The sequence below is a fragment of the Embleya sp. NPDC005971 genome (assembly GCF_040629175.1).
Lineage (GTDB): Bacteria > Actinomycetota > Actinomycetes > Streptomycetales > Streptomycetaceae > Embleya.
In genome coordinates, this window is sequence record NZ_JBEXUX010000012.1 from 30,725 (window position 1) to 46,611 (window position 15,887).

Consider the following 15,887-nt stretch of genomic DNA (forward strand, 5'->3'; position numbering starts at 1 on the left):
ACACGGCACCCGAGGCCGACCGGGACTCGGCGGACACCCGCCGCAAGACGGGCCGCGCGGCCGACGAAGCCCCCGACCGGAGCGCGGAGCGACACGTGACACGGGCCGACACGGCACCCGAGGCCGACCGGGACTCGGCGGACACCCGCCGCAAGACGGGCCGCGCGGCCGACGAAGCCCCCGACCGGAGCGCGGAGCGACACGTGGCACGGGCCGACACCGAACCCGAGGCGGAGCGCAGTTCGCCGCGCGGCCACGACGGCCGGGACAGCGCGGGGACGGTCCTCGGTCGGGGCGCTCGGCGGCGGGTCACCGAGCCGGGCCCGGAATCCGAGGCGGACCGGGACTCGGCGGAGGCCATCCCGAGCGTGGGTGACGCGGCCCAGGCGCCCGGGCGGAGCGCAGGGCGATTCGTGGCCTGGAGCAACGGCGGCTCGGAGTCCGGCTGGGAGTCGGGTGAAGTCCTCGGCCGGATCATGCGCAGGCGCGTGGTCGGAGCGGATGCGAGGCCGAGGCCGGGTCGGGGCTCGGCGGGCGCCGTCCGGGATGTGGGTGGCGCCGCCGACGTTCCCGGCTCGGGAGTGGTGTGGGTCGGCTTGAGTCCCGGGCCGGATTCGGGCTCGGCGGCCGTCTCGCCGGGGCGGGACGATGCGGCGGCTCCCGGCCCCGGGGCGGACTCGGGCTCCGCGTCCGTCCCCGAGGGTCGGGACTGCGCGGCGGAGGTCCCCGGCTCGGGCCCGGAATCCGGCACGGACGACGCGGCCAAGGCTCCCGGCCGGGCGGCGGGTGGGGATGCCGGCTCGGGCCGGGGGCGCGGCCGCGGGCGTCGGCGGGCGGGGCGGGGCAAACCGGCGGCGCGACAGGTCCCCGGGGCCGCGTCGGCAGCGGTTCCCGGTGACGTGGGTGGCGAGTCGGCGGTGGATGGGGCCCTTCCGCCGTCTTCGGCCGCGGACGATCCGACTCGCGATGGCGAGCCGGTGTCGCCGGTGCCGGTCGATACCGCCGCGAGTGGGGCCGGGTGGGTGCGGGTCGAGGTGGCGGCCTCGGTTGCTGCGCCGACGCGTGCCGGTGCGGCCGCGCGGCATCGGCGACGGGCCGTGCGCGGGGGTGGCCTCGCCAGGGGCGCCCGCGTCGGTGGCGGGCGCTCGGCGGACGCGGGCAAGCCGTCGGCGGCGCCTCGGCGGCGGCACAGTGCCGGGCCGTACGGGGGTGGGCTGCGGGCCGGACAGGCGCTGTTGGTCGGGCTGTTACGGGAGCGGCGGGAGCCGTTGCTGCATGTGCTGGGGTGGTCCGTGGCGGAGGGCGTTCCCGCGCTGCTGTCGGGTGCGTTGCTCGCCGCCGCGCTCGATCGCGGGTTCCTGGCCGGTCGACTCGGCGTCGGGTTCGTGCTGCTGGGCGTACTCGCGCTGGCGATGCTGATCCGCGCCGCCGCGACGTACGCGATGTTCCCGCACCTCGCCGCCGTGGTGGAGCCGATCCGGGACACGCTGGTACGCCGGGTGGTGTCCGAGGCGGTGCTCGACGCGACGTCCGGGCGCCCGGACGCGGGGCGGCACGCGGCGGCGGCGGTGGCCCGGCTGACCGAGCAGGTCGAGAGTTGCCGCAACCTCACCGCCTCGCTGCTGCGCACGCTGCGCCAACTGGGCGTGACGATCGTGGCCGCGCTGCTCGGCCTCGCCGTCCTGGCACCGTTGTTGTTGCCCCTCGTACTGATCCCGCTGGGTCTCGCCGCGTGGTTGTTCGTCCGCCTGTTGCCACCGCTGGCCCGACGCCGGCGTGCGCTGGTGCTGGCCGACGAGGAGATCGCCACCCGCACCGGCCGCACCGTGGCCGGCCTCCGGGACGTGATCGCGTGCGGCGCGCAGGACCGCGTGGTGGCCGAACTCGGTGCCGCCGCGGACGCCCAGGCGCGCGCCGCCAAGCTGCTCGCCCGCGCCTCCTCGGTGCGTCTGCTGGTGGTCGCGCTGGGCGGCCACCTCCCGCTGCTCGCCGTGCTGCTCGCCGCGCCCTGGCTGGTCCGACAGGGCACCTTGAGCACCGGCGAGGTGGCCGGCGCCGCGCTGTATCTGGCCCAGCACCTGGAGCCCGCCGTACGCGCCGCGACCGCGACCGTGGGCGGCTGGTTCCTGGAGTTGCTCGTGGTCGCCGGTCGACTGGCCCGGACGGGCGGCGCGGCTCCCGCGCCGGTGCCCGCCGCCCGCACCGCGGCGGACGCGGCCGACCCCGACGACTTCGTTCCCGGCGCCCCGTTCGCCCTGGTCCTGGACCGGGTCACCTTCGGCTACGGCCCGTACGCCGAGCCGGTCGTGCGTGATCTGTCGATGACCGTCCCACCCGGCTCACACCTGGCCGTGGTGGGCCCGAGCGGCATCGGCAAGTCCACTCTCGCCGCGTTGCTGGCCGGCCTGCTGCCCCCGGATCAGGGCACCGTCTCGCTCGCCGGCCGGCCCGGGGCCGCCATCGGGCGCGGCACCATCGCGGTGGTCCCGCAGGAGGCGTACGTCTTCGCCGGTTCCGTGCACGAGAACCTGAGCTACCTCGACCCGGACGTCACCCGCGCCGCGTTGGACCGCGCGGTGCGCCTGGTCGGCGCGGCCGAACTGGTCGCCCGCCTCGGCGGTTACCACGCGCACCTGGCCGACCCGGGCACGTTGTCCGCCGGTGAGCGCCAACTGATCGCGCTGGCCCGCACGTACCTGTCCCCCGCGCGTCTGGTGATCCTCGACGAGGCCACCTGCCATCTGGATCCGCCCACCGAGGCACTGGCCGAGGCGGCGTTCGCCACCCGCGCCGGCGCCCTGGTGGTGATCGCGCACCGGATCGACTCGGCGCGTCGCGCGGACCGCGTCCTGCTCATGGACGGCAACCGGCCGATCCTGGGCACCCACCACGAACTGCTCGCCGAATCCCCGCTGTACCGCGACCTGGTGGGCGCGTGGGAGCACCGCCCGGGCGACCCGGCCGACTGGTTCGAGCGCAAGCCCGCCCGGGTCGAGGAGGACGCCCCGGACCGGGTCTGAGCCGGCCCGGCCGAGGGCACGCCGGATCGGTTCGACCCGCGCGCCCTCGGCCACCGCGACTCACGCGCCGTCGAGGATCTCCTTGAAGCCGTACGGCTCGTGCGGGCCGAAGAACAACTGCTCGACCACGCCCACCCCGACCCGTCCGGCGCCGGTCAGTTCGGTCACCCGGATCACCTGCTGCTGGTGCTGCCGGTCGAACTGGAGCGGGTCGACCTTGTCCAACTCCCAGCTCTCGTAGCCGACCTTCAGGTCGCCCTGCCACACCGCGTGCCCCCACTCGGAGTGCAGGTAGCCCAGCCCCGCGAGCAGCCCGCGGCTGCCGATCGGCTCGATCCGGTAGGCGAACGGCTCGCCCGCGCCGTCGGTCATGTGGAACTCGCCGCCCTGGATCCGCCGGGTGCCGGGGACCCAGGTGAGCGCGTGGTGATGCGGCGTCAACTTCTCGAACGCGGGCTCGTCCTCGGGCACCGGGACCGCCGCCGGGTCGGGCAGCGCGCCCAGCGGTGTCGCGGCGACCCGCTTGCCGTCCACGTGGTACATGTGCCCGTCCGCCCGCTCGAACGAGGCCCACAGGCTGACCTCGTCGTCCCAGTGGATCGGCGTCCACAACCACAACATCGGGTTGAACGGCTTGGGCGCACCGCCCTCGCGCTCGCCGACCGGCCGCACCCCCCACGAGCGGTCCCGGGTGCCGAGCGTGGTCGCCGGGTCGATCTCCAGGACCCGGCCGCCGGGCAGCGTCACCGTGCCCGACCACACGCCGAGTTGGGTCAGCCGGGTCGAGTCCATGATCACGTGATGCCCGTTGCGGGTGGTGGTGCGCTCCTCCTCGATCGCGGCGGCGCGCGCCGTGAACGTCAGGTCGCAGCCCAGCCCGTGCTCGTTGGGCTCGACGTACACCCGCAGCACCTTGAGCGGCGTGCGCACCTCGATGCCGACCGGGCCGACGGTGAGGTCGAAGCGGTCCAGCGGCGCCCGGCGGGACGCGTGCAGGCTGTGCTGGACGCCGTCCACGCTGATCGTGAAGTGCGCGTCGGCGACGAAGCGGTTCGGGTACAGGCCGTGCGAGAACGCGAAGTAGAACGCGCCGTCGCGGTCGTAGCCGTTGAACCAGTAGCGGTCGTACGCGTTGCGGTCCGAGGTGGCGGGCGTGGCCACCGGCTCGGGGGTCTGGTGGATCGGGAAATCGTCGGCGGAGGTCAGCACGGGGAACCCCTTCTCGATGCGGTACGGGGAGCGCTTGATGACCCCTGCGCGGGCCGCGTCCCGACACGTGTCAACGGTGTGGGCGAAAGGCGGGGCCGGGGGTGATCCGCCACCTCCGGCCCCGCCTTTCGAGAATCAGCGCGGGTCGCGCTTGAGGAAGAGCAGGTCGTCGGCGGTGTAGCCGGCGCCCAACTTCTTGTCCGCGTAGTGCGCGGAGAGCACCTGGTCCAGCTCGTCCGGCGTGAAGGTGGCCTGCTTCGAGTCGAACTTGGCCTGGAGCGTGGGGCGTTCGATCACCGCGACGAAGCCGCCGTGCACCACGAACGCCTGACCGGTGACCTGCTCGGCGGCCGGGCTGGCCAGGTAGGCGACCAGCGGCGCGACGTGCTCGGGCGCCAGCGGGTCCATCTCGCCCTCGGCGACGTTGTTCGCGCTCTCACCGAACACGTGCGTGGTCATGCTGGTGCGCGCCCGCGGGCAGATCACGTTGGCCCGCACGCCGTACTTGACCAGCGCGTTCGCGGTGGACATGGTCAGGCCCACGATCGCCGACTTGGCCGCGGCGTAGTTGGGCTGTCCGGCGGAGCCCGCCAGCCACGCCTCGGACGCGGTGTTGATCACCCGCGCGTACACCGCGCCGCCGGTCGCCTTGGACTTCTCCCGCCAGTACTTCGAGGCGTGGTGGGTGGTGTTGAAGTGGCCCTTGGCGTGTACCGCCAGGACCGAGTCCCACTCCTGCTCCGTCATCGAGAAGATCATCCGGTCACGCAGGATGCCCGCGTTGTTGACCACGATGTCGATCGAGCCGAAGGTGTCGATCGCGAGCCGGATCAGCTTGCCCGCCGCGTCGAAGTCGGAGACGTCACCGCGGTGTGCGGCGGCCTTGCCACCGGCCGCGACAATCTCGGCGACGACGTCGTCCGCCGGGTTGGGGCTGCCTTCGGGGGCGAAGTCGTTGATCACGACGGCCGCGCCCTGCTTCGCGAGTTCGAGTGCTTCGGCGCGGCCGAGGCCGCGGCCGGCGCCGGTGACTACGGCGACCTTGCCATCCAGCGACGTGGTCATGCGGGTGCTCCCGTGGGGTCTCGGTTGATTGCTGCGGTGGCGTGTCGGTCGGCTCGGGATGCGTTGCTCCCACCCGCCCACCCGTTGCGTCGGGTGGGCGGGTCGCGGATGACGACACCGCTTGCTGCGGGTCGGGGGTGCTGCTCGGTCAGAGGGTGACGATGGTGCGGATCGACTCGCCGCTCTTCATCAGGTCGAACGCGTCGTTGATGTTGGCGAGGGTCAGGCGGTGGGTGATCATCGCCTCCAGGTCGAGTCGACCGGCGCGCCACAGCTTGGTGATCCGCTCGTACTCGGTGACGATGTCGCCGCCGCCGTAGATGCTGCCGATGATGCGCTTCTGGTCGAAGAACAGCTCGAACATGTTGAACGAGACGTTGTCGTCCATCGCGCCCGCGCCGACGATGATCACGTCGCCGCCGCGGCGGGTCAGGTCGTACGCGCTGCGGGCGGTGAACGACTTGCCGACCACCTCGAACACGTAGTCGAAGCCCTGGCCGGCGGTCAGGTCGCGCTTGGCGTCCGCGGCCTGGTCCGGGGTGATCGCGTGGGTGGCGCCGAACTTCTTGGCCCACACGTGCTTGGACTCGGCCGGGTCGATGGCCACGATCTCGGCGGCACCGGCCGCGCGCAGACCCTGGATCACCGCGATGCCCACGCCGCCCGCGCCGATCACCGCGCAGGACGCGCCCGGCTCGATCCGCGCGCTGTTGAACACCGCGCCGACGCCGGTGGTGACCCCGCAGCCGATCAGCGCGGCGATCTCGTACGGCACGTCGTCGGCGACCTTGACCGCGCACGGCGCGGCGACCACGACCTCCTCGGCGAAGGTGCCGGTGCCGGTGAAGCCGAACGACGGGGTGCCGCCGAAGGTGAAGTTCTGGGTGCCGGCGTTCATGAACCCGGCCAGGCACAGGTTGGACTGGCCGCCGCGGCAGTAGTTGCAGGTGCCACAGGGCGGCGCCCAGCAGATGATCACCCGGTCGCCGACCGCGACGGTGGTCACGCCGTCGCCGACCTCGACCACCTCGCCCGCGCCCTCGTGGCCGGGTACGAACGGCGCGGGCTGGGGCAGGACGCCGGTCATCGCGGACAGGTCCGAGTGGCACACGCCGGTCGCGTGCAGCTTGACCCGCACGCGTCCCGGGCCCATGCCCACGGCCTCGACGTCATCGCGGACGTCGAGCTTGTCCTGGCCGGTCTCGTGCAGAACCGCAGCGCGCATGGGGGCTCCCTCGTCTTTCCTCGAACCAATACTTGGCCCGGTCAAGAACTATAACTTGTTCTCGTTTTGACTCAAGACCAATGACACAGTCAAGGTATCTGCCGCCGAGGGAAGGCGAAAGGCATCCACCCCCGGACAGGGCAAGCTCACACCTCGGAACGTCGAACGCACGCGCCATCCGGGCGCGGACGGCACGATTGCGGGCGCGACGGCGGACGGGAGCGCGGGTGCGGGCGCGCGGCTGCGGGGCATGCGGGCGGACAGGGCGGCGCCGGGAGCGCTTCACCGCGTGGGCCGGATGCTCGGCGCGGACGAAGGTCATCCGGCGATCGAGGTCACCCCCATGGCAACGGGGCCGCGCCCGCCGAGCGCGCCGGGCGGGGATACAGGCCGGGGAGCCTCGGGGTCGGGTGACCCCGGGGCTCCCCGGCCTGCCTTGCCGCTTCGGCGGCGGCGCGTGTCGTCAGGCGCCGTACTCGACCACCGTGTCGGAGAGCACGATCGCGTCGTCGCGCTCCACGGCGGAGGTGTTGATCAGCAGCTTGCCGTCCTCTTCCCAGACTCGGATCCGCATGGTCTCGCCCGGGAAGAAGATGCCGGCGAACTTGGTGCGGTAGCGCTTGACCCGCGAGACGTCGCCGCCCAGCACGTTGTCCACGACCGCCTTCAGCGTCAGGCCGTACGAGCACAGGCCGTGCAGGATCGGGGTGTCGAAGCCGGCCGCCTTGGCGAAGTCCGGGTCGGCGTGCAGCGGGTTCCAGTCGCCGGACAGGCGGTACAGCAGCGCCTGGTCCGCGCTGGTGGGCACGTCGATGGTGTGGTCGGCCGGCCGCTCGGGCACGTCGATCTTGGTCACCGGGCCGCGCTCGCCGCCGAAGCCGCCCTCGCCGCGCACGAAGATCTCGGCGCGGGAGTCGTACAGCTTGGTCCCGTCCTCGAGTTCGGCCGACGACTCCAGCACGATCACGGCGGCCTTGCCCTTGTCGTACACGTTCGAGACCCGGCTGGTGGCCTTGACACCCTTGGCCTTGGCCGGGAGCGGGTTGTGCACGACGATCTCCTGGCCGCCGTGCAGCACCGCGCGCAGGTTGATGTCGATGCCGGGCAGCGCGGAGAGGCTGCCGCCGACCTTGGTGCCGGCCACCGTCGCGAAGGTCGGCAGGACGTGCAGGTTCTTCTCGTACGTGTAACGCAGTTCGTCCGCGCCGGTGGCCGGGTTGCCCGCGCCCAGGCCCAGGTGGTAGAGGATCACGTCCTTGTTCGACCAGGCGATCTCACCCGTGCGGGGCTCGGCTCCGGTGGCCTTCGCGGCATCGATCGGCATGACGTCTCCTCTACTGTGACTGCGGTTCGGTACTACGACGGCGCCACCTGCGACGGCGGCCCGTCAAAACTAGAACTCGTTCTTTTTACATGCAATGATCGGCCATTCGCCCGGCTGAAGCCAGGGCCACTCCACCTCCGGGAGCCGTCATGACCGCCGCCGCCCCCGACCCCACGGACATCCGCGAGCCCGACGAGGCCCTCGCTCCGCCGCCGATACCGGCCGACGTGTTGCGCGAGTTGCGGCTGACCTGGACCCCCCGACCGGAGCCGGACAGCGCCGGACGCGCGGCGCGGCACCGGCTGGCCGAGGCGACCCGCCGCCTGATCGAGGCGGTGAAGTCGGTCGACCCGGAGGACGCCGAGAGCACGCTGGAAAGCGTAGCTGACGATGTATCAGATTTGGCCGATCGCATCGCCGCACTGGTTCGTGTGGGCGACCGCACACCGAACTCGCGCGATCTGGCCCTGCACGAACGCAGCCCGCTCGCGGGCGCGGCGAACCCGCTCGCGCCGCCGATGCAGATCACCGGCGACGGGCCGCTGGTCCGGGCGCACGCCACCTTCGGCGCCGCCTACGAGGGGCCGTACGGGCGGGTGCACGGCGGCTATGTCGCGGCGGCCTTCGACGAGGTGATGGGCTGCGCGCAATCCGGCTCCGGGGTGCTCGGGATGACCGGGTGGCTGACCGTGCGGATGCGTCGGGCGACGCCGCTGTACACGCGCATCGACTACGAGGCGGGCGTCTCGCGCGTGGAGGGACGCAAGGCGTGGGTCACCGCCCGGTCGTACGCCGAGGGCGAGTTGGTAGCCGAGGCCGAGGCGCTGTTCATCCGCCCGTCGCGGGCCTGACACGGCGTCAGGGACGCACGGTGGGTGCGTCCCTGACGTGGTGTCACTTTTGTGCCGGCGACTACTTGAGCGCGATCCGGTCGAAGAGGATCAGACCGTCCTCGAACAGCGACAGGCCCTCGATCTTGCTGTTCTTGCCCTGGACCGCCGCCGCGAAGGACTTCTCGTAGGAGAAGAACGGAACCTCCTTGACGATCTCCGCCTGCACGCTCTGGTAGGCGGCCTTGCGCACCGCCGGGTCATCGCTGTTGCGGGCGTCGTCGAGCGCCCTGTCCACGACGGGGTTGCTCCACTTGGTGCGGTTCTCCGAGCCCTTGGAGTGGGTGAAGTTGTACAACACCGGCTCCGGCTCGTCGAAGGTGATCACGAACTCCGAGGCCTGGAAGTCGTTGTTGATCAGCACCTTCTGGATGTAGGCCGCGCCCTCCAGGAACTCGGTCTTCATCGTGATGTTCTTCATGCCGTTGATCTGGGTGAGCCAGTACTCGGCCGTCATCCGCGCGCTCGCGCTGCTGTTGGTCGTGTAGGTGAAGCTCAACGGCTTGCCCTCGGCCGCCAGTTCGTCGAGCAGCTTCTGCCCCTCGACGCGGTTGTTGGTCGCGTACACCGCGTCCGGGTTGGCGAACGGCGACGCGGGCTGGAACCAGCTCTTCAGGGTCTGCCCCGGCGAGCCCTGGATGGTCTGGTTGCGGTCCTCCGGGTTCATGATCAACGCGAACGCGCGGCGCGCACGCGGATCGTTGAACGGCGGCTTGGACGTGTCGAACATGGTCATGAAGCCGCCGCTCTTGGGATCGAGCGTGACCGTCATGCCGTCCTTCCTGGCCTGCTCGGTCGACGGGAAGTGCGCCGTCGTCATGAGCTGGGCCTGACCCGAGGACAGCGCGGCCAGGCGCTGCTTCTGGTCCATCACCGGCTTGAAGATCAATTCCTTGAGCGCGGGCTTGCCCTGGCCCCAGTACGAGGCGTTGCGCTCCAGGGTGAGCTGCGAGTCGCGCATCCACGTCTTGAGCTTGAACGGCCCCGCGCCGACCGGCTTTTGCGCGAACAGCTTCGGGTCGGCCCGGATCGCGGTGGGCGATCCGATGAAGGCCAGGTTGTGCGCGACGACCAGGTCGAAGTGGGCGTTCGGCGCGGGCAGCGTGACCTTGACGGTCTGCGCGTCGACCGCGTCGAACTTCATCCCCTTGACGGCGGTGAACTGCACCGACTTGTTCGCCGGGTCGGCGTGCCGCTCCCAGTTGAACTTGACCGCCTCGGCGTCGAGCGCGGTGCCGTCGGAGAACTTGACGTTGGGCTTGAGCTTGATCGTCCAGACCGAGTTGCCCTCGCCGGCGGTCGCGCTCTCGGCGATCTGCGGTTCGGCCTTGCCGGTCTTGGGGTTGATCCAGAAGAGCATGTCGAACACGGCCGCGGCCTGGTTGCCGCCGGTGAGGGAGGACACCGTGGTCATGATCGGGTCGATGCCCTTGGCCTCCTGGGTGATGAGCACCGTCATCGAGCCGGAGGCTCCGCTGCCGGAGTCGTCGTCGCCACCACACGCGGTGGCGCCGAGCGTCAGGCCGACGAGGCCCGCCAGTACGCCGGAGCGGCGCAGCAGGCGGGTTTTGAAGGGTGTGGAGTTCACGGTTCGCACGGGACGCTCCTGCGTTCGGGAAGCACAAGGCACGCCGTCCCGGGAGCGGGGTGGCGTCGATTCCTTGATCCAGACGTGGATATACGGCCACGGTATGGAGAAATCTGACGGTCCGTCAAATAACAATTCGGCACCGTCCGTGACGGTACCGCAGCCCCAATCCCCAAAATCCACCGATCGAAGTGACGCTCCGTCAGGAACCGTCCACCATGGGGGCTGGGGCGCGTCGCAGGGCTACCGGAAGCCGTTCGGGAGACTCACCGCAGCCACGTTGCCCTTACCTGTTCCCGGACACACCGAACGGACCGCCGTCGACACAAGGACCTTGTGAAGGTCCGACCATGGCCGACTGAACGTCCCGACGGTCGATCGAGGTCCACTCCGATGGTGTCGGTCAGCGGCCGGCGCGCTCTACAAGACGAGCCCACGCAGCCGCGTTGACGGTGATCACCGGTGAATCGGCGACTTTGCTGTCCTTCACTCCGACAGCGGCTCCCAGGGACGCCACCTCGACGCAGTCTTCTCCTCCGCTGTGACTGCTGATCTTCCATCGCCCGCGAGCATCCATGCCGTCTCCAATTCCGCGAGCCTCTGCGCAACACGTTGCATCGACTCATCCGCAGTAAGCGCTGCTGCTTGGAGTCGATCGTAGGCGAGCGAGTACGCAGCGAGACAGGCCGGCCGAGAAGACCACGAAGCCCCGGTAAGGGCCTCGACATACACCACGCGCCGATCCCCGAAGTCGAAGATCGTGAACGGCCCGGCCATACCCGGATGACCGCCGGCGGACAACGGCAGTACCTGAAGTTGAACATGAGGCAGCGCGGACACCGTGATGAGCAGATGCGCGAGTTGCTTTCGCAGGATCGCTTGGCTGCCCACGGGACGATGCAGGACAGGCTCGTCAATTATGTACAACAGCGCGCGTGATCCCTCGGGACGCGCTTGCAAGTCGCCCAGTCGTTCGGTGCGCCTTTGCGCTCGCTGAATCACCTCGTCCTCGGGCAGTGCGGGCAAATAAGCGCGAATCGCCGCTACCGCATATTCATAGACCTGAAGAGGACCAGGAATCAGGCTGGATGCGTATGCCCGCGTCACGATCGCCCGTTGCTCCACCCGGACGAGGCGATCGACGCGGGCACCGGAACCTTCACTCGGGTCGGTCCGCCACCATCCGGACTGCTCGCCCTCGTGCAGGCCCTCGACCATGTCGATCACCTGTGCACTGGCAACCTCGTCCTCGAACCGGCGCGAGCCGACCGGTGGCGAGAAGCCCAGCATGGTCAGCGGCAATCCGAACAGCGACTCCAGAACCGTTTGATATTCGCTCGACGGCCACGGCGGCTCGGCACTCTCCCAGCGCCGCACCTGCCGCACGCTGACGGCGATGCGAAATCCGCATTCGGCGGCTCGCTGCTCGAACGCGTCTGCGAGCCGCTGTTGCGAGTGCCACCCACGCTGGTGCCGCGCGGCGACGAATACCGGATTGCCCGGCTGGATCGAACGTTTCACAACGCCCCCAAGGTGGTCACCAAACACACGGTAACAACCTTGATCGGCCGATTTAGTCGGTTCACGATATTTCACAGACGGCAGACGGTGACAATGCGCCGGCACGGCTCACCCAGAGCCGTTCCTCCCCTGCGTCGCCGCCCCGACCCATCCGCCCAGCCCCCTCATGGTCCGGACCCGGCTCCCTCGGCACGGCCAAGTTGCGGTCGTGCAGGGCCCGCGAAGCCCGGCGCCGCGCGACCTTGGCCGATCCGGTTCGTCCAGGCTGCGGCTTTGTCGCCCCCGCTGCGGACAGGCCGGCGGGCTCTCCGTTGGGCGTGAGCGTCGGTGCACGCGGCCGAGAGGTCGCGATCGCTCGCCGGTGATCAGGGTCCGTCGTCGTGGACGCCGCCGAGCTCGACCGACGCTTTCGTACCTGCCGTGGCTGGATCCCGCCGGAGGTGGCGACGCTGCTCGTCGAGCACGGCCATCTCGGCGAAGTGCGCCGGCGTGCGGGCGACTGGGGCTGGTATTGCGCGCGGGAGTTCGCGAACGTCCTGATCGGGCAGGGCCGGCGCGATGCCGGCCTGGAGGTCCTTGCGCCGTTCGTCCGCAGTGGCTGGTGGGAGGCGGTCGGGACCGCTGCCGGGCTCCTGGACGCATGGGGGCGTGCGGACGAGGCGATCGCTCTCGTGCGCCCACTCGTGGACGCACGGGACGGCCACGCACTGCGCCGACTGGCCGGACTACTGGCGCGGCGGGGCGTCGACGAGGTGATCGCGTTGTTGGGGCCGCGCGCCGAGGACCGGAACATCGCCGAGGCACTGGTCGAGTCGACCGCAGGGTGTGGTCGGGAGCAGGAGGTGGCGGCCCTCCTGCCCACCGTTGCCGCCGATACGTGGTCCACCCGGGGGTGGGACGTCGTGGGTTCGGTGGCCCGGGTGCTGGAGCGACGCGGGCGGGTCGAGGAGGCGATGGCGCTACTGCGGGCCTACGTCCATCACGAGGGCGCCGTCTACCACGACGTGCTGGAGGGCCTCGCCGACATGCTGGTCCGCCACGATCGATGGGACGAGTTGCGGGAGTTGCCGGAGTGCGACGACACGTGGGTTGCCTGGCGGATGGCCGACGCGCTGGAGGAACAGGGGCGGGTGGCCGAGGCCGACGAGGCGCTGCGGCCTTTCGTGGCACGAGGTGGGCAGTTCGAAGTGGCCGCAAGATCGGCCGAGTTGTCGACGCGGCTGGATCGGATCGAGGAGGCGATCGAGGTACTGCGCGTATTGCCGACCTCGGGAGCCGAACTCGCTTGGGTCGTAAGCGTGTTGTTGACGCGGTTGGTCGACCTGGGGCGGGTGGAGGAGGCGTTCGCGTTCCTCGACGACGTGGCCCGGCGGGCATGCGGTCGGGACGGTGCGCTGTTCCTCGAACGCGTCAAGCTGCTTGCCTACTGCGGCCGGAAAGACGAGGCGATCGCCATTCTGAGTGCGCATCCCAAGGTCGGCGACTGGTACCTGGCGAACCCCCTGGGCACGCTCCTGGCCGACGCGGGACGCGTGGACGAGGCCATCGCGGTGCTGACCACTGTCGACGCGCTCAGGAGGGACGTCACCACGTTGGCTTCCCTGCTGATCGGCCGGGGACGTGTCGCCGAAGCCATCACCACCGCGCTCTCCCGTGCCGAGGCCATTGCCGCCCTGCCCCCGTGGACCGGCACCGTGGCCGTCTGACCGGAACCCGCGCCCGGCCACGAGCCCGCCTCACGTCGAGGAACCACGGCGCGCCTTGGGACGCCCACGACCGAGGATCGGCCACACGCCATCCGACGAGAGCGTGGGCAACCGCCCCGAGCGCGGCCCCAGCGCGGCGGACGAGCAGCCTCGACGACGGCGTGGCCTTGGCCCGTCCCGGCGGCCCGTGGCGCGCCCTTGCCGGTCGTGGGTCGGCGGTTCGCGGGTCGGTCAGGGGCGCAGGGCCTTGAGGGTCAGGGCGACGAGGCTGTCGGCGTAGTCCTGGGTGAGGGGGCCGGAGCGGAGTAGCCAGCGTTGGTAGAGGGGGGCGTAGAGGAGTTCGAGGGCCAGGTCGAGGTCGAGGTCGGGGGCGATCTGGCCGGCTCGTTGGGCGCTGCGGAGGCGTTCCTTTTTGGCTTCGTCGACGGGGGCGGCCATTTTCTCGTGGTAGAGCCTGGCCAGTTTGGGGTCGTTGATGATCTCGGCGTTCAGGGCGCGGATCGGGCCTTCGAACGCGGGGTCGGCGAACTCGGCGACGGTCTCGCGCATCAGATGCCGCAGGTCCGTCTCGACGTCGCCCGTGTCGGGCAGCACGATGCCCTCCCCCGGGTCGCTCAGCGCGAGGAACGCCTCGAAGACGACCTCGCCCTTGGAGCCCCACCACCGGTAGATGGTCTGCTTGCCGACTCCCGCGCGCGCCGCGATGGCCTCGATCGAGAGCTTCGCGAAGCCGACCTCGGAGACCAACTCGCGGGCGGCGGCCAGGATCGCGCGGCGGGACTGCTCGCTGCGGCGGGACGGGTTCGGCTTCGCGGCGGTGCCGGCATCGGTGTTGTCGGTGGTCATGGGCACAGCATAGCCGATCTGCGAGACGAACCGTCTCGTCTTGACTTGGAGTCGCGGACGGTGCATGCTGAATCTCGAAGCGAGACGAACCGTCTCGTCTCACTTGGCATTGATCCCGCATAACGCACGTCATCGCATCTCCGAGGAGTTGTCGCTCTTGTTCCGCACCCCGGCCTCCGCCGCACCGCTCACCACCTCCACCTCTGCATCCGCATCCGCATCCGCATCCGCATCCGACACGTTCTCCGTCGTCGACGTGCGCACCACCACCGGGACCGGTCTGCGAATCACCGTTGAGGCTGCCGCCGCCCGGGGCCTCGCCGCACCCGCAACACCCGCCGGGCCGCGCCCTCGGCGCGAAGGGCGGATCGCCGGGTCGCGGATCGCCGCCCCGCGACCCGTGCGGACCGACCGCCGCACGGCGACCTCGTCCGGCTGTCGACCGAGGTGAGCGAGATCCCGACGACTTCGCGAACCGTCTCGCCGACACCATCCGAACGCAGTGCCCGTTCCGACCCCGCAAAAGCACAGGAGCCCACCCTCATGACCACCGCCGCCCTCACCACAACCACCACCGACCCCACCGACCGCGAACCCCGCGTCTGGTTCGTCACCGGTGCGTCCCGGGGTCTCGGGCGCGCCTTCGCCGAGGCCGCGCTCGCGGCGGGCGATCGGGTCGTCGGCGCGGCTCGCGATGTCGGGCCGCTCGCCGACCTCACCGCCGAGTACGACGGCCGCTTCGTGGCCCTCTCCCTCGATGTCACCGATCGCGACGCGGTGTTCCGCACCGTGGCCCGCGCCGTCGCGGCCTTCGGTCGGCTCGACATCGTGGTCAACAACGCGGGCGTCAGCCTGATCGGGATGATCGAGGAGGTGACCGAGGAGCAGGCCCGGGCGCACTTCGACGTCAATTTCTTCGGCGCGCTGTGGGTGAGCCAGGCCGTGATCCCCCACCTGCGCGAGCAGGGTTCGGGGCACATCCTCCAGATCGGTTCGATGGGCTCCGCCGTCGGCTTCGCGTCCACGGGTCTGTACAGCGCGGCCAAGGCCGCCCTCGACAGCGTGACCGGCGCCCTGGCCATGGAGGCGGCGGGCTTCGGGGTGCACGTGACCCTGGTCCAGCCCGGTGGCTACGAGACGGCGCTGTTCACCCACGGCCTGACCATGACCACCGAGAAGGAGGCGTACGCACCGCTGCGCACCGAACTGGCGCAGATCTGGGGCGAATCGAAGGACGCCGACCCGGCCAAGGCGGCGGCGGTCCTGCTGCGCGTCGTCGATCTGCCCGAACCACCACGCCGGATCATCCTCGGCGGCGCGGCCTTCGACATGGTCGCCGAGCTCGACCGGGCCCGCCGGGAGGAGTACACCCGATGGGAGGCGTTGAGCCGCGAGGGCGACTGAGCCCCGGAGCACGCCTCGGGGGCGCGCCCGGGCGTGGTGAATCCACTCATTCCGGATTGGCTCCTGACGGCAGGCCAATTCGCCAGTAC

Annotated in this window: 13 protein-coding genes; 4 read left to right on the plus strand and 9 right to left on the minus strand. The window is 70.9% G+C overall.

What is annotated here, in order from left to right; all coding sequences use genetic code 11:
• Nucleotides 1–3,020, plus strand: a 3,020-nt coding sequence (locus ABZ374_RS13295; RefSeq protein ID WP_360310223.1) for an ATP-binding cassette domain-containing protein, incomplete at its 5' end; no start/stop codon positions are given.
• A 60-nt stretch (nucleotides 3,021–3,080) separates the two neighbouring features.
• Here the strand turns inward: ABZ374_RS13295 and ABZ374_RS13300 are convergent.
• From ABZ374_RS13300 to ABZ374_RS13315, 4 genes are all read right to left on the minus strand, one after another.
• Nucleotides 3,081–4,229 carry a hypothetical protein gene (locus tag ABZ374_RS13300; RefSeq protein WP_360310225.1) on the minus strand — a complete coding sequence of 383 codons (1,149 nt, stop codon included), beginning with the start codon at nucleotides 4,227–4,229 and terminating at the stop codon, nucleotides 3,081–3,083.
• Nucleotides 4,230–4,364: 135 nt separating this feature from the next.
• Nucleotides 4,365–5,294, minus strand: coding sequence for a 3-oxoacyl-ACP reductase (locus ABZ374_RS13305; protein WP_360310227.1), 930 nt, complete (start codon nucleotides 5,292–5,294; stop codon nucleotides 4,365–4,367).
• 148 nt (nucleotides 5,295–5,442) lie between these two features.
• Nucleotides 5,443–6,519: a Zn-dependent alcohol dehydrogenase gene (locus ABZ374_RS13310; RefSeq protein ID WP_360310229.1), complete on the minus strand. Its 1,077-nt coding sequence runs from the start codon at nucleotides 6,517–6,519 to the stop codon at nucleotides 5,443–5,445.
• Nucleotides 6,520–6,982: 463 nt separating this feature from the next.
• On the minus strand, nucleotides 6,983–7,843 hold the full coding sequence (locus ABZ374_RS13315) for a MaoC/PaaZ C-terminal domain-containing protein (RefSeq protein ID WP_360310231.1): 861 nt from the start codon (nucleotides 7,841–7,843) through the stop codon (nucleotides 6,983–6,985).
• Between the two features lie 149 nt (nucleotides 7,844–7,992).
• Between ABZ374_RS13315 and ABZ374_RS13320 the strand changes: the two genes are divergently transcribed.
• Nucleotides 7,993–8,694, plus strand: a complete 702-nt coding sequence (locus ABZ374_RS13320) for a PaaI family thioesterase (RefSeq protein ID WP_360310233.1) — start codon at nucleotides 7,993–7,995, stop codon at nucleotides 8,692–8,694.
• Nucleotides 8,695–8,755: 61 nt separating this feature from the next.
• On the opposite strand, the gene ABZ374_RS13325 is transcribed toward ABZ374_RS13320, so the two are convergent.
• The 3 genes from ABZ374_RS13325 to ABZ374_RS13335 form a co-directional block, all read right to left on the minus strand.
• Entirely contained in the window at nucleotides 8,756–10,321 is a 1,566-nt protein-coding gene (locus ABZ374_RS13325) for an ABC transporter substrate-binding protein (protein ID WP_360310235.1), read from the minus strand.
• Nucleotides 10,322–10,724: 403 nt separating this feature from the next.
• The gene (locus ABZ374_RS13330) at nucleotides 10,725–10,838 is read right to left on the minus strand and encodes a DUF397 domain-containing protein (RefSeq protein ID WP_360310237.1); all 114 of its coding nucleotides are present in this window, start codon (nucleotides 10,836–10,838) and stop codon (nucleotides 10,725–10,727) included.
• Complete coding sequence (locus ABZ374_RS13335) at nucleotides 10,808–11,842, minus strand: DUF5753 domain-containing protein (protein WP_360310239.1); 1,035 nt, start codon at nucleotides 11,840–11,842, stop codon at nucleotides 10,808–10,810. Before ABZ374_RS13335 ends, ABZ374_RS13330 begins: the two co-directional genes overlap by 31 nt.
• A gap of 380 nt (nucleotides 11,843–12,222) precedes the next feature.
• Between ABZ374_RS13335 and ABZ374_RS13340 the strand changes: the two genes are divergently transcribed.
• Nucleotides 12,223–13,548, plus strand: coding sequence for a tetratricopeptide repeat protein (locus ABZ374_RS13340; RefSeq protein WP_360310241.1), 1,326 nt, complete (start codon nucleotides 12,223–12,225; stop codon nucleotides 13,546–13,548).
• A gap of 231 nt (nucleotides 13,549–13,779) precedes the next feature.
• Here ABZ374_RS13340 and ABZ374_RS13345 read toward each other — a convergent pair whose 3' ends face one another.
• The gene (locus ABZ374_RS13345; RefSeq protein WP_360310243.1) at nucleotides 13,780–14,394 is read right to left on the minus strand and encodes a TetR/AcrR family transcriptional regulator; all 615 of its coding nucleotides are present in this window, start codon (nucleotides 14,392–14,394) and stop codon (nucleotides 13,780–13,782) included.
• A 129-nt stretch (nucleotides 14,395–14,523) separates the two neighbouring features.
• Complete coding sequence (locus ABZ374_RS13350; RefSeq protein ID WP_360310245.1) at nucleotides 14,524–14,664, minus strand: hypothetical protein; 141 nt, start codon at nucleotides 14,662–14,664, stop codon at nucleotides 14,524–14,526.
• A gap of 273 nt (nucleotides 14,665–14,937) precedes the next feature.
• Here ABZ374_RS13350 and ABZ374_RS13355 point away from each other — a divergent pair, with 273 nt between their 5' ends.
• Nucleotides 14,938–15,798, plus strand: a complete 861-nt coding sequence (locus ABZ374_RS13355) for an SDR family NAD(P)-dependent oxidoreductase (RefSeq protein ID WP_360310247.1) — start codon at nucleotides 14,938–14,940, stop codon at nucleotides 15,796–15,798.
• The last annotated feature ends 89 nt before the right edge of the window (nucleotides 15,799–15,887 follow it).

Bases quoted from the DNA above. Each gene is read 5' to 3' on its own strand.
- ABZ374_RS13305 (WP_360310227.1), bottom strand. From the start codon at position 5,294: ATGACCACGTCGCTGGATGGCAAGGTCGCCGTAGTCACCGGCGCCGGC.
- ABZ374_RS13345 (WP_360310243.1), bottom strand. From the start codon at position 14,394: ATGACCACCGACAACACCGATGCCGGCACCGCCGCGAAGCCGAACCCG.
- ABZ374_RS13320 (WP_360310233.1), top strand. From the start codon at position 7,993: ATGACCGCCGCCGCCCCCGACCCCACGGACATCCGCGAGCCCGACGAG.
- ABZ374_RS13315 (WP_360310231.1), bottom strand. From the start codon at position 7,843: ATGCCGATCGATGCCGCGAAGGCCACCGGAGCCGAGCCCCGCACGGGT.
- ABZ374_RS13355 (WP_360310247.1), top strand. From the start codon at position 14,938: ATGACCACCGCCGCCCTCACCACAACCACCACCGACCCCACCGACCGC.
- ABZ374_RS13310 (WP_360310229.1), bottom strand. From the start codon at position 6,519: ATGCGCGCTGCGGTTCTGCACGAGACCGGCCAGGACAAGCTCGACGTC.